This window comes from Rhizobium sp. RU36D, assembly GCF_900176345.1.
In the GTDB taxonomy this organism is placed as follows: Bacteria; Pseudomonadota; Alphaproteobacteria; order Rhizobiales; family Rhizobiaceae; genus Allorhizobium.
Genome location: NZ_FWXU01000002.1, coordinates 75886 through 89500, shown reverse-complemented (window position 1 = coordinate 89500; position 13615 = coordinate 75886). Strand labels below are relative to the sequence as shown.

The window sequence follows — 13615 nt, the reverse complement described above, 5'->3', positions numbered from 1 at the left end:
TCCATCCCACTGATCGCCCGGCGAGCGCCTGGCGCGTCAGCAGGCGGGCGCCGGATGCCCCATCGAATGCCGTCGCGGCCACCGCGGCCGCGACCAATCCGCCGGATCGTGCCCGCTCAAGGGTCGCTCCCGCGATGAAGGACAAGACATGACGAGCCTCAAAAACTACATCGCCGACGGCAGAACGATCGTCGCGCCCGGCGTCTTCGACGCCCTGACCGCGTCCATTGCCACGGATGCCGACTTCTCGGCGCTTTATCTCTCCGGCGCCGCCATCGCCTATACCCGGCTTGGTCGACCTGATATCGGTCTCGTCTCCATGACGGAAGTCGCCGATGTTATAAACCTGGTCCGCCAGCGGGTGGAAACACCGCTGATCGTGGATGCCGACAACGGCTATGGCAATGCGCTGAACGTGCAGCGGACGGTGAAAACCTTCGAACGGGCCGGCGCCAGCGCCATCCAGCTGGAAGACCAGACGCTGCCGAAGCGTTGCGGCCACCTGCAAGATAAGAGCATCGTCTCGGCCCAGGAAATGGCCGGTAAGGTCAAGGCGGCCGTCGATGCCCGCGCTTCGGAAGATACGCTGATCATCGCCCGGACCGACGCGGTGGCCATCGAGGGGCTGGAAGCGGCAATCGACCGCGCGGCCCTTTACGCCGAAGCCGGCGCAGACATTCTCTTCGTCGAGGCGCCGCGTTCCGCCGAACAGTTGACGGCAGTCAGCTCCGCCCTTGCCGGCCGCCGACCGCTGCTGGCCAATATGGTGGAGGGCGGCAACACGCCGATGTTCTCCGCCGCGGAATTGGGAGAGATGGGCTACAGCATCGTCATCTTCCCGGGCGGCATCGTGCGGGCGCTGGCCCGCACCGCTCAGGACTACTACGCCTCGCTGAAAGAGCATGGGACCAACACGCCCTTCTCCAACCGCATGTTCGATTTCGGCCGGCTGAACGACCTCATCGGTACGCCGCAAATGCTCGATCTCGGCCGTCGCTACGAGCAGTTCGACGCGACCGACCACGCTTCATCTGCCAAGGGCAATTCGAAGGACGACGCCGCATGAAAAGCGCTCTTGATCCGGTCACGCTCGCCATTCTGAACGGCCGTCTGGAGCAGATCGCCGACGAAATGGACGCCACCCTCTACCGTTCGGCCTTCAATCCCATCATTGCCGAAGCGCGCGATGCCTGCCACGGCCTCTATCACGCGGAGACCGGCGCCACCTTGGTGCAGGGCACCCGCGGCCTGCCGATCTTCGTTGGCGCCATGGCCTTTGCCGTCAAGGCCGTGATCGACAAGGTCGCCGTGGATGGGGACCTCAATCCCGGCGATACCTATCTTTTCAACGACCCCTATGCCGGCGGCACCCATCTAAACGATTTCCGGCTGGTGCGCCCGGTCTTTCGCGGCGGAACCCTCTATTGCTGGATCGCCTCCGTCGGCCACTGGCTGGATATCGGCGGCAATGTGCCGGGCGGGTTTAACGCCAAGGCGACCGAAAGTTTCCAGGAAGGGGTGCGCATCCCGCCGGTCAAGCTGGTGTCCAAGGGCGTGATGAACCGCGACCTCCTCGACATCCTGGCCGCCAATTCCCGTGTGCCGACCTCCAATTACGGCGACCTGAACGGCCAGCTGAACGCGCTTGATCTCGGCGAACGGCGGCTGTCGGAACTGCTCGATGCCTATGGCGACCACACAGTCGCCCAGGCGTTCGACGTCTTCTCCGACCGGGCGGATGCGATGATGCGCGATGCCATCCGGGCGCTGCCGGACGGCACCTACAGCTTCGAGGACTATCTCGACAATGACGGCATCACGCCGGAGCGGCTGACCATCGCGCTCGACCTCACCATCAAGGGCGACGAGATGGTGCTGGATTTCTCCCGCTCCTCGGCGCCCTGTGCCGGGCCGCTCAACATCGCCTATTCCACGGCTGCCGCCTGCTGCTACGTGGCGCTGAAGCACGTCTTCACATCAGTGCCGGCCAATGCCGGATGCCTGCGGCCGATCACCTTTGTGATCTCCGAGACCACCCTGCTCGGCGTCAAGCCGCCAAAGCCGGTCGGCGGTTACACCGAAACCATCCTGCGCGTCATCGGTGTCGTGTTCGGAGCGCTCGCCAAGGCCGATCCGAGCCGGGCAACGGCCGCGCCCTTCGGCACGATCAATGCGCTGTCGATTGCCGGTTATCGCGGCGATGGCTCCCGCTATGTGATGTTCTCCTTCTTCGGCGGCGGACTGGGCGGCAATCCGGAAAGCGATGGTCTGAACCACGCCAACAACCCGATTTCCATGGCGACGATTCCGCCGGCCGAAATCCTGGAAGCCTCGTACCCCGTCGTCTTCACCCAGTGGGCGCTGCGACCGGATTCCGCAGGCGCCGGGTACCACCGCGGCGGTGTCGGCTCCGTCTACGAAGTCGAGACGCTGACCGACGCCGATGTCTTCCTGCTTGGCGAACGCGGTGTCTATGCCCCACCGGGCGTCGCGGGCGGCCTGGAGGGCGGGCTCAACCGTTTCATCTGGCAGAGCGACGAGGGCGAACGCTCGCCGCCGCTTGCCTCCAAGGTCACGGATGTCAGGGTTCGTGCGGGCCAGAAGGTGCGCATCGAATCGCCCGGCGGCGGCGGTTACGGCAATCCCTGGACACGCCCGCCGGAAAGGGTCGCCCGCGATATCCGGCTGGGCTTCGTCAGCCGGGAGAATGCCCGCACGCTTTACGGCGTCGAGGTGACCAAGGACGGTGAGGTCGATGTCAAGGCGACCGACAGACTGCGTGAAGGAAAAGCCGCATGAACAGCCATATCAAGAGCCTGAACGGCGCCGTCGTCGGCGTGGATGTCGGCGGCACCTTCACCGATCTGTTCTACTACGAGGAAGCGACCGGCAAATTCCGCACCGCCAAGGTATCCTCCAATCGTGGCGACGAGGCCGTCGGCTTTATTGATGGCCTGAAATCCTTCGGTGCCATTGCCGATCTCGGCTCCATCGTTCACGGCACCACAGTCGGCACCAATGCGCTTCTGGAGCGCAAGGGCGCGCGCACCGCACTGATCACCACCAAGGGGTTTCGCGACGTGTTGGAAATGCGCCGCCGCGACCGGCTGAATACCTGGGGCCTGTGGGGCGACTTCACGCCCGTCATCGAGCGCGACATGCGTTTCGAGGTGAACGAGCGCGTGCTGGCGGATGGAACCGTGCGCGAGGCGCTTGATCCCGACGAAGTTCGCGCCGCCGCCTTGAAGGCGCTCGCGGCCGGCGCTGAGGCCCTCGCCATCTGCTTCATCAATGCCTATGCCAACCCGGTGAACGAGCTGGCGGCGCTGGAGGCGGCGCGCTCCGTCTGGCCGAACGGCAATCTTGCCTCGTCCGCGCAGATCCTGCCGGAAATCCGCGAGTTCGAGCGAACCTCGACCACGGCACTCAACGCCTATCTCCAGCCTGTCGTTGGAGGTTATCTTGGCAAGTTGCGCGATGCGCTGAAAGGCGAGGCCTTTTCCGGCCCCTTCCATATCGTCCAGTCGAATGGCGGCGTCATGTCGACCGAGACCGCAAGCCGGCTGCCGGTCCGCACCGCGCTGTCCGGCCCGGCAGCCGGCGTCATTGCGGCCGCGGCGATTTCCAAGGCCGCAGGCTATCCCAACATCATCACCGGCGATCTCGGCGGCACCTCCTTCGACGTCTCCCTGGTGGTCGACGGGCAGACCTCGCTCGCGGCCCAGACCACGATCGATTTTGGTCTCGTCGTGCGCACGCCGATGATCGAGATCACCACGATCGGTGCCGGCGGCGGATCGATCGCCCATGTCGATGCCGGGGGCCTGCTGCAGGTCGGTCCGGAAAGTGCGGGTTCCCGGCCAGGCCCCGTCGCCTACGGCCAGGGCAACACCCGCCCGACCCTGACGGACGCCAATATCGTGCTGGGCCGCATCAATGCGGAGCGTCCGATCGGTGGCAAGCTGGCGAGGCTCGACGTCGAGGCGGCCAAGGCCGCAATCGTTGAGCATGTCGCGGGCCCCTGCGGCCTCGGCGTGATGGAAGCGGCGGAGGCGATCGTTCGCGTGGCAGACGGCCGCATGGCTGGCGCCATCCGTCTCGTCTCCATCGAACGCGGACACGATCCGGCGAAATTCGTTGCCGTGCCCTTCGGCGGCGGCGGCGCGCTGCACGCCGGGGCGCTCATCAAGGATGTCGGCCTGCAGGCCGCTCTCGTGCCGCGGTATCCAGGCGTGACCTCGGCGCTCGGCTGCGTCATTGCCGATATCCGCCACGATCAGGTGCAGACGGTAAACCTGACCGTCGATGAACTGGATGCGGCCGTGCTCGATGCCCGCATGGTGGCGGAAGCCGAGGCCGCGGGCCGTATCGTCGAGGAGGCCGGCCTGCAGATGGATCGCGTCGACATCCTGTTCGAACTCGACATGCATTATGTCGGCCAGACCCATACTGTCTCGGTGCCACTGCCGGTAACGGTTTCGAATGCGACCTCGGGCGTAACCCGACAGATCGTGCAGGAGGCCTTCGATGCGGCCTACCGGGCCTCCTTCAGCCGCCTGCTGCCGGGCTTGAAGGCCAAGATCGTCAACCTGCGAACCGCCGCAATCGGCCGTCGCCCGCATTTCAGCCTGAAGGCGCTCGCCCCCGATGCCGAATGCTCGGTGGAAAAAGCCGCCCGCGGCAGCCGTCCGGTCTGGTTCAATGGCGCCTGGCACGACACGGCCATCTATGCACGGCTCGAACTGCCTGTTGGGGCTGAGATCGAAGGTCCGGCCATTCTGGAACAGCCTGACGCCACAGTCCTGGTCGATCCGGATCTCAAGGCACGGGTCGATGAGCTTGGCAATGTGATCATCGAGAGGCGCTGATGCACGAGACCGTATCCGCCGCGCAGACCGGGCTTCTGATCGTCGATCTGCAGAACGATTTCCTCCATCCCGACGGCGCTTACGGCCGGGCGGGGCAGACCGCGGCGGAGATCGCTGAACTGCCGGAGCGGTTGGCGCCGCTTGCGGACCAGATGCGGGCTGCCGGCAGCTGGATCATCTCGACCCAGTTCACGCTGGTGCCGCTGAAGGGCGGCGAGCCGCTGATATCGCCGCATCTGAAGGCGCTCCGGCCCTTCCTGGCGAAAGGCGATTTCGTCCCCGGCTCCTGGGGGCACAGCCTCGTCGATCGCCTGGCGCCCGCCGATATCAATATCGAGAAAGTCGCCTATTCCGCCTTCTACATGACGCGGCTGGAATGGGTGCTGCGCAAGTGCGACATCCGCAAACTGATCGTCTGCGGCATCGTCACCAATGGCGGCGTCGCCTCCACGGTGCGGGACGCGCATGTACGGGATTTCGACGTGACCGTCCTGTCCGACGGCTGCGCCGCCTTTTCCGCAGACGTGCACGAGACGGCCATCGCAGCATTGAAGCCCGTCTGCCGCGTGGCGACGATTGCGGACATGCTGGCGCAGACAACAGCCTGACACCCGCGACGATATCGCCCTTGCGGCGGGCAGAACTGTTGGATCGTAGCGATTCAAGTCTGTGGCGGTTCGACGCCGCGAAGTTTGCTCAGCAGGAAAGCATGGGTTGCCCGGTTGGCGACGATGAGCAGTCCGGACTTTTCAAAATACTCCGGACCCCGACCCCACCAATCCGTCACGATGCCACCGGCCTCTTCCACGAGCAGAATACCGGCCGCCGTGTCGACGAAACCGGTCTGCTCGAAATAGCCGGTGAAACGGCCGCAGGCGACATAGGCGCAGCAATTGGCAGCACTGCCGAGCACGCGGACAGCCCCGATCGGCGCGCGGATGGCATCAAGTCTTTCATAGGCGCCGGGATGCAGGGAGAGGTTCGGGGTTGGAAGGCCGGTGCCGACCACCATCTGGCCGACATCAACGCTGTCGCGCATCACGAGCTTTCGGCCATTGAGATAGGCGCCCTGCCCCTTCTGCGCGGTGAACATCTCGTTCGTCACCGGATTGTAGACGAGGCCACAAACGGTCTCTGCACCCTGCCGTAATGAAATGGTGATGGTATAGTCGAGGCCGTTCAGAAAGTTGGTGGTTCCATCGATCGGATCGACGAGGAAGCGGTAGGATGTATCCACGCCCTCGACGGGCGGAAATTCTTCCCCGCTCAGGCTCCAGTCGGGATAGCGCGTCAGCAAATACTCACGGATCAAGGTCTCGGATTGCTCATCGGCGATGCTGACGAAATCACCCGGGCCCTTGATGCCGATCTCAAGCGTCTCCCGGCGGTGAAAGTGGTCAAGCGTCAATTCGCCGGCGCGCCGCGCCGCCTCAACCATGTCGGCCAGAACATGTGCTGGATTGATGGACATCATGCAGTTCCTTCCGCCAAGGCGGCATTCAGACCTTCAGGGTCATCGGTCGTGATTTGATCCACGCGCAGTTCCAGCAGGCGCTGGACCTGCCGCCGCGTGGTGGGATTGACGGAGCGAATGGTCCAGGCATCCACCCGACGACGGTCAGCGTGAACGGCGGCCACCATATCGACACCGGCGGCATCGGCTGCCAGGATGAGCTCGTAATCGAGATAGATCATCGCCGCGTCCGGCGCGGTCTTCAGCGCGGCAGAGATGAACTGCGAAAAATCCTCTTGGGACTTCAGGTCATCAAGCACGCCGACATAGGTCGGGTCGTAGCCGGTTTTCAGACCTGATGTTGCGGCTGCGAGCCGGGCGACCGCAGCGCTGTCCCCGCCGGAGAGGATCATCGCGTGAGACACAGGCGTAACCGCGGCGGCGAAGTTGGCGACGACTGCCGGTGCGAGACGCGACAGGTCTTCCTTGTAGTCGAGCTGCAGCAGGGCATCGGGATGGGCGGGGCTTGCCTTCAGCAGTTCGCAGAGATCTTCGAGCAGCATCACCCGGTCGGCAATCGGCGTGCCGTCATTGCCTCGCAGGAAGAGTTGGCGCAGCGCTTCTCCTGTTGTCTCGAAGACAGCACCGGATCCGGTCGTGCCATGATCCAGGTCGAGGTCATGCAAGATTGCGAAGCCCCGATCGGCATGCACGACAAGGTCGACCTCCACACTGGCGCCAACCCGCATGGCTTCGAGAATGCGCGTCGGGGTAAACTCGGGATCGCTCGCCTTTCGCCTCGCCCGGTGCCATTTGAGCAGGGTCCTGTGACCATTGCGGTCGACAAAAATCGGATCAGTGTGCATCGGCGGTCCGGTAGAGTTTGATGTTGTCGCGGAAAGCGGCAAAGGCGCGGGGATTGAGGTCGACCGTCTGGCCGGACCGGAACGGCTCCGGGCTCCGAACCAGGGATTTTACCCTGACGCCATCGGACAGATGCAGATCGACCAGACCGTGGGTACCGAAGTCGGTCACGCGATGAATGGTCGCCCGGCCGGTTCCGCTGGGCTGAAGATCCAGCGCCTCGGGCCGCACGGCAAGCGTGATCGGCCCGTCGTCCACCGGCAGATCCACCGCAACGTCGGCATGCAGAAAACGGCCTTTCTCGACCCTGCCTTCGATGAAGTTCATGGTGCCGATAAAGCCTGCCACGAAGGGTGTCTGCGGATCGCGGTAGATGACCTCGGGCCGATCGGCCTGTTCCGTCGCACCGTTGCGCATGACCACGACACGATCCGCCATGGAAAGCGCCTCGTCCTGACCGTGCGTCACGAACAGAGTCGTGATCTTCAGCCGAAGCTGGATATCACGGACCTCCTCCCGAAGTCGCTCGCGCAGATGCTGGTCGAGACTCGCAAACGGTTCATCCAGCAGCAGGATCTTCGGTTCCAGGATCAGGGAGCGCGCGAGTGCCACACGCTGCTGCTGGCCACCCGAGAGCGCATTGGTCATGCGCCCGCCATAGCCCTTCAAGCCCACCAGTTCGAGCACGGCCTCGACCCTGTCGCGGATTTCGTCCTTGGGGCGTCCCCGCAGCTTCAGGCCGAAGGCGAGATTGTTGAAAACATTCATGTGGGACCAGAGCGCATGGCTCTGAAACACCATGCCCGTCGGACGCTTCTCGGGCGGCAGGCGCGTCACGTCCTGGTCGTCGATCGCGATCGTTCCCGATGTCGGCTGCTCGAAGCCTCCGACCATCCGCAGCAAGGTCGATTTGCCGGAGCCGGACGGACCGAGCAGGCAGACCAGCTCGCCATCCGCAACCTCGAGGGAGACGTTGTCGACGGCGGTCGTCGCGCCGGCAAAGACCTTGGAGACCGCACGGATGCTCAGTTTCGACATGTTGTCATTCCTGTATTGCTGCCCCTCATCCTCCGAACCCCCTGGCGAAGGCGTTTCCGCCGATCACCCGCCGGGCGAACATCAGTGCGATGAAGGATGGTACCCAGAGCATGACGGACAAGACCGCGCCAAACTGGATGACCATCTGGTTGTTGATGAAGCTGATCATCAGCACGGGCATGGTGCGAATGCCCGGCGCGCCGATCAGCCAGGCGCCCTCCGTCTCGTAGAAGGTGCCGACAAAGGTCAGCAGCAGCGCTGCGACAATGGTCGGTGCTGCCTGGGGCAGCGTGATCGACCAGAACACCCGGAACGGCCCGGCGCCGACATCGCGAGCCGCTTCTTCCATGCGTCGGTCGACAGCCTGGAAGGCTGCAACCGGGATCCAGATCATGAACATCAGCGTGTTGACGAGTTGGATCAGGGCGACGCCCCAGAAAGTGCCGATCAGGTCGAGTTGCAGGAAAATGGCAGCGATCGCGACCAACAACCCGAACTTCGGAAAGGCGTGACCGGCAAGAAACGAAAAGAATAGCAGGTCACGGCCCGGGAAACGCATGCGCGCAAAGGCATATGCGGCCGGCAGGCAGATGATGGCGGAAGCAAGCGTGACCACGGCCGAAAGCGTGAGGCTCAGCCACAGCGCGTTCCACACGTCTGCACGGTTCAGGGTCTGCGCCCAAAAGCGCAGGCCGAACTGTTGTGGCATCACGTTCGGGTAACGCCAGACCTCCGTAAAGGCCCAGACGCCGACCACCAGGAGCGGAAGGATGACCACGACCGAAAGCAGCAGGGCCAGCAGAATACCGAAACCGTCAATGGGACGCAGTCTGGCAAGGGATTGGCGCATGGATGTCACTTCCGTTGATTGCGGGCGACGGAGCGCACGTAGAACAGGCCAAACACGATGCAGAAGCCGAACGTGATCACTGCCTGGGTGATGGCCGCGACGGGATCATTCAGGTCACGGAAGGTGCGCTGCATGAAGGGCCCCATCATTTCCGGCGAGGCAGGCCCCAGCAGATAGGGCAGCGTGAAGGCCGAGAAGATGCCGAGCACCGCAAAGGAAAGCGCGACCAGGATGGAATTGGTGATCTGCGGCAGGATGATGTGCCAGAGCACCTGAAGCCGGTTGGCCCCCACATCGCGCGCCGCCTCGATCGCCATGTTGCCGACAGATCCGAGACCCGACAGCAGGATCAGCACCGTCAGCGGGATATTGTCCCAGACGAGGCCGATCACCGGCCCCCATGGCGTCAGATAGGGGGTGCGCAGCTTGCCCAGGCCGGCGAAATTCAGCAGCAGGTCGACCATGCCATTCGGGCCGAGAACGCGGATCAGCGCATAGGCCAGGATGATCGAGGGGACGAACATCGGCAGGATTGCAAGCGCCTGCACATAGGAGGCAATGCTCCCACTGGCAAAACGCAGATAGAGGGCGATCGGCAGTGATACGACAAGCAGCAGCAGGGCGCAGACGGCGGTGGTCCAGAGCGTCAGGCTGAGATTATTGAGGCTATAGGCATCGGAAAAGAAGAAGACGTAGCTCGACAGGTCAAACCCCGCCGAGCCCTCGGGCGATGTTCGCCAAACCGTCCGGATGACGGCACTGATGATAGGCCAGATGACAAGCCATCCGACGAGAGAAACCGGCAGCGCGACGAGCAGGAGGCCAACCAGCCCCCTGCCCGACGTCTTGGCTGACATGGCAGACGATGTCACGCCTGAACTCACGACTTGCGGTCGATGGTCGGCGCCACGTTCCGATACCAACCATCGTTGACCGCAACTTCCCAGGCGCCCGCGGGGAAGGTCGGGATGGTCTTCGGGATGATGTCGGCAAACTTCTGGCGCAGATCGTCGGAGACATATTCCCAGCTGACGCCGGGGAAGCCGCCGAGTTCGGAGAGAATGGCACCCTGGATTTCTTCAGTCAGGATGAAGTCGGCCAGCTTCAGCGCCGCGTCGCGGTTCTTGCCGTTGCTCAGAACCACGGCGCGCGAGAAGTTGCCGCAAAGCGCGAGATCCTGAAGCTGCACGATGCCGGTCGTTTCCGGCAGGACGCCCTGGGCGATCGCCTGCAGAACCTGGTCGGACCAGACCGGGGTCATCGTGACCACGCCCTGGGCCAGCAACTGGATCGACTGGGTGTTGCCGGACGAATAGGCACCCTTGTCGTAAAGCGACGGTGCGATGTCCTTGAGGATTTCCCAAGCCTTGCCGAGCGCCTCATTGCCGAAGGCTTCGGTGTAGTTGTCGACCTTGAAGACCTTGGGATCGAGGCCGTTGGCCTGATGGATCGCACGGCGGACGAAATTGCCGCCGGAGCCACCCTTGTCGGGGCGGTTATAGACGAACTGGCCCGGGTTTGCCTTGATCCAGGCAACGAGCGCGTCCCAGGTCTTCGGCGCATCCGCAGCCGACAGCTTGGTGGTGTCATAGGCCAGAAGCACCTGGCTGCCGCGATAGGGCAGCGAGAAGTCGCTGTCGATGGCGAGCGGATTGACCTTCGAATAGTTCGACAGGCCGGCTTCCTTCATATTGACGTAGAGGCCGGCTTCGATCGCACCCTTCGGAAGACGCGGGTCGGCATGTTCGAAGTAGTCGGCCTGCGGATCGGTCTTGGTCTGCATTGCAGCGATCGCGCGATCGGCGATGGCCTGGATACCGGCATTGTCGCCAGCATCGACAAGGTTGAGCTTGATACCGGCATTGGCAGCCTCGAAGGCCGGCTTGACGGTATTGGTCCAGAAATCGAGCACATTGGCATCAGATCCGGTGTACCAGTCGATCTGGCCTTCGGCTGCAAAGGACAGCTTCGGCAGGATCATCATGCCGGCGACAGTGCCGGCGGTGGAAATCAGGAATGCGCGACGCTTCATCGTCTTCTCCCTCGGTTGCCGCGTCATGCGACGTCGGCTTATTGCCAAAATCCAGACGCCCGCGACCAAGCCAAATGGCTCGACCATGCGTCTCCTCAAACTCGCGTCCGGACAAGCTACGTGCGGACCCGGCAGACCGGGCCACACGTGAATAAAAAATGAAATTGCACGCGCGTGCAACGACATTTATCGGACGCCTGGGTAGTAATGCGCTTAGACGAAGCTTTGATGACAATTAGATCCGGCAAATGGGTATTTGACGCATAGCCGGATGGTTGCCGAAAAGAGTCTCAGCCTGGGCTGGACACGGCGTGAGGCCGCTGATCCAGCCGTCCATCCGCTGGGATATGCAATGCCCGAACCGGTCTACAGACAAGTCGACGATCAGCATTTCGTGCTGCAACAGCCGGACGCCGCGTGAGCTTAGCCATCGCGGTCGTCTGTCCGATCCGGCAAAAAGCGATCCGCATGGTTTTGGGGGCTTCGCATGAACCGCCTCCGCCTCATGTGACAATCCAGAACCATCTCTGGATCGGATTGACACGAACTAGTTAGTACAATATCTCTTGCCTTAGTGAATGGGGCGGCTGTTGGAGAGAGCGGCAGCTCGCGGCAGGAGGAGTACACGCCCGTGTTCGACAGGGCGTGGAGAAGCATATGGATCATCTCACAAGCTTGATGCGCGTTGGCTTGATCGGATCAGGCATTCAGCGATCGTTGACACCGGCCATGCACATGGCTGAAGGAGCGGCACACGGCTACCGCTACGATTATGAGCTGCTTGATCTCGACGTCCTTGGTGTCGGCGTCGAGCAGTTGCCGCAGCTCTTGGCAGAGGCTGAACAGCGCGGTTTCCTCGGGCTGAACATCACGCATCCCTGCAAGCAGACCGTCATGCCGCTCCTCGATGAGCTGTCGGATGAGGCGGCAACCTTGGGCGCGGTCAACACCGTCGTCCTGCGCAATGGCCGGCGGATCGGCCACAATACGGATTGGTGGGGGTTTGCCGAGGGCTTTCGGCGGCAATTGCCCGATGCCGATCTGTCCCATGTCGTTCAGCTGGGCGCTGGCGGTGCGGGCGCGGCGACGGCATTTGCCATTCTCAAGCTGGGTGCTCGCGCATTGACGATCGTGGACGTCGATCCGGCCCGGGCGCAGACCCTGGCCATGAGCATGGCACGGCACTTTCCATCGGCTTCGATCGTCAGCGCCGTGACGCCGGATGCAGCACTTGGGGCTGCGACCGGGCTTGTCCACGCCACGCCGACGGGCATGGACAAGCATCCCGGCCTGCCGCTGCCAGCCGAGTTGCTGCGGCCGGACCTGTGGGTGGCTGAAATCGTCTATTTCCCGCTGGAGACGGCATTGCTGGCCGAAGCCCGCCGGCGCGGTTGCCGCGTGGCGGATGGAGGAGGCATGGCCGTCTATCAGGCGGTCGGCGCCTTTGCGCTGTTCACAGGCATCGAGCCGGACGCCGAGCGCATGCGGGCACATTTTCAGACTTTGACGGAAGCAGCGCGCTCGCGCGCTTGATGTTGACGGCCGGCGCGAGGAACGCCTGTTCGTCATGAGGGAGGGGAACGTGAGCGGCACGACCAAGACGATCGAGGCAAGCCGGGTGGAGTGCCTGGTGCGCGGGCAGGACCAGTTGGGAGAAACCCCATTATGGTGCCCTGAAACCGGACGGCTGTGGTGGCTGGACATCGAAAAGCCGAAGCTGCAAAGCGTGACGGCCTCAGGTGACGATCACCAGGTATTCCCGGCTTCCGATTGCGCATTCCTGGGCAGCCAGGCGCTGACACGCTCCGGCGGTCACCTCTTGGCACGGGATACCGACCTCGTATCGCGCCATCCGGATGGTTCCATCACGCATTTTGCCACCGTCGAGCACGGTTTCGACAACAGGCTGAACGACGGCAGGGTCGATGCCTGGGGACGGCTTTGGATCGGCACCATGGACAATGCCCTGCATCGTCCGAATGGCGGGTTGTACCGGGTGGATCCCGATGGCCATGTCGAGAAACTGTTCGGCGATGTGATCGTGGCCAATGGCATTGCCATGTCACCGGATCGCCGCCGATTCCACTTCACCGATACGCGGCGGTACCAGAGCTACGTGTTCGACATGGATCCTGACAGCGGCGAGATCTCCAACAAGCGGATGTTTGCCGACTATTCCGCGACAGGCGATCGGCCTGACGGCGCCTGCTTCGATGCCGATGGCGGGCTTTGGACGGCATTTTTCGCCGGCGGACGGGTGGTCCGTTACGCACCGGACGGCCGCATCGACACGATTATACCGCTACCGGTCACCAATCCGACCTGCGTCTGCTTCGGCGGCGAGAGGCTGGACACGCTGTTCATAACCACGGCGGCGAAATTCCTGTCGCCGGAACAGCTGGCTGCGGAACCTCTGGCAGGCTCCGTGTTCGCGGTGCAGGGCATCGCCCAGGGCCTGCCGGAAAACAAGTTTGCAATTTGAAGACGCTCCAAAGAGGAGCAAGGAGGAG

The 13615-nt window shown here is 63.2% G+C and carries 12 protein-coding genes; 6 read left to right on the top strand and 6 right to left on the bottom strand.

Annotation, left to right across the window (positions count from 1 at the left end):
• Positions 1 to 148: 148 nt before the first annotated feature.
• From B9A97_RS03350 to B9A97_RS03335, 4 genes are read left to right on the top strand one after another with little or no spacing between them, the layout of a single operon-like run.
• Positions 149 to 1066 carry an isocitrate lyase/PEP mutase family protein gene (locus B9A97_RS03350; RefSeq protein ID WP_084363589.1) on the top strand — a complete coding sequence of 306 codons (918 nt, stop codon included), beginning with the start codon at positions 149 to 151 and terminating at the stop codon, positions 1064 to 1066.
• Positions 1063 to 2799 (top strand): hydantoinase B/oxoprolinase family protein, encoded by a 1737-nt coding sequence (locus B9A97_RS03345; RefSeq protein WP_084363588.1) that lies wholly within the window; start codon positions 1063 to 1065, stop codon positions 2797 to 2799. Before B9A97_RS03350 ends, B9A97_RS03345 begins: the two co-directional genes overlap by 4 nt.
• Positions 2796 to 4868 (top strand): hydantoinase/oxoprolinase family protein, encoded by a 2073-nt coding sequence (locus tag B9A97_RS03340; RefSeq protein WP_084363587.1) that lies wholly within the window; start codon positions 2796 to 2798, stop codon positions 4866 to 4868. The genes B9A97_RS03345 and B9A97_RS03340 overlap by 4 nt, the downstream gene beginning before the upstream one ends.
• Positions 4868 to 5476 carry a cysteine hydrolase family protein gene (locus B9A97_RS03335; RefSeq protein WP_084363586.1) on the top strand — a complete coding sequence of 203 codons (609 nt, stop codon included), beginning with the start codon at positions 4868 to 4870 and terminating at the stop codon, positions 5474 to 5476. Before B9A97_RS03340 ends, B9A97_RS03335 begins: the two co-directional genes overlap by 1 nt.
• A gap of 53 nt (positions 5477 to 5529) precedes the next feature.
• Here B9A97_RS03335 and B9A97_RS03330 read toward each other — a convergent pair whose 3' ends face one another.
• The 6 genes from B9A97_RS03330 to B9A97_RS03305 are packed head-to-tail and all read right to left on the bottom strand — an operon-like array spanning position 5530 to position 11105.
• The gene (locus B9A97_RS03330; RefSeq protein WP_244564113.1) at positions 5530 to 6342 is read right to left on the bottom strand and encodes an inositol monophosphatase family protein; all 813 of its coding nucleotides are present in this window, start codon (positions 6340 to 6342) and stop codon (positions 5530 to 5532) included.
• Positions 6339 to 7187 carry a glycerophosphodiester phosphodiesterase gene (locus B9A97_RS03325; protein WP_084363584.1) on the bottom strand — a complete coding sequence of 283 codons (849 nt, stop codon included), beginning with the start codon at positions 7185 to 7187 and terminating at the stop codon, positions 6339 to 6341. The genes B9A97_RS03330 and B9A97_RS03325 overlap by 4 nt, the downstream gene beginning before the upstream one ends.
• A complete protein-coding gene (locus B9A97_RS03320; RefSeq protein ID WP_084363583.1) occupies positions 7177 to 8223 on the bottom strand; it encodes an ABC transporter ATP-binding protein in 1047 nt (348 codons plus the stop codon). The genes B9A97_RS03325 and B9A97_RS03320 overlap by 11 nt, the downstream gene beginning before the upstream one ends.
• Positions 8224 to 8248: 25 nt before the next feature.
• The gene (locus B9A97_RS03315; protein WP_084363582.1) at positions 8249 to 9073 is read right to left on the bottom strand and encodes an ABC transporter permease; all 825 of its coding nucleotides are present in this window, start codon (positions 9071 to 9073) and stop codon (positions 8249 to 8251) included.
• Between the two features lie 5 nt (positions 9074 to 9078).
• Positions 9079 to 9930: an ABC transporter permease gene (locus B9A97_RS03310; RefSeq protein WP_084363581.1), complete on the bottom strand. Its 852-nt coding sequence runs from the start codon at positions 9928 to 9930 to the stop codon at positions 9079 to 9081.
• A gap of 23 nt (positions 9931 to 9953) precedes the next feature.
• The gene (locus B9A97_RS03305) at positions 9954 to 11105 is read right to left on the bottom strand and encodes an extracellular solute-binding protein (RefSeq protein WP_084363580.1); all 1152 of its coding nucleotides are present in this window, start codon (positions 11103 to 11105) and stop codon (positions 9954 to 9956) included.
• Between the two features lie 657 nt (positions 11106 to 11762).
• Between B9A97_RS03305 and B9A97_RS03300 the strand changes: the two genes are divergently transcribed.
• Together B9A97_RS03300 and B9A97_RS03295 are read left to right on the top strand one after the other, a co-directional pair.
• Positions 11763 to 12638 carry a shikimate dehydrogenase gene (locus B9A97_RS03300; protein WP_084363579.1) on the top strand — a complete coding sequence of 292 codons (876 nt, stop codon included), beginning with the start codon at positions 11763 to 11765 and terminating at the stop codon, positions 12636 to 12638.
• Between the two features lie 49 nt (positions 12639 to 12687).
• Entirely contained in the window at positions 12688 to 13587 is a 900-nt protein-coding gene (locus B9A97_RS03295) for an SMP-30/gluconolactonase/LRE family protein (RefSeq protein ID WP_244564112.1), read from the top strand.
• Positions 13588 to 13615 lie beyond the last annotated feature (28 nt).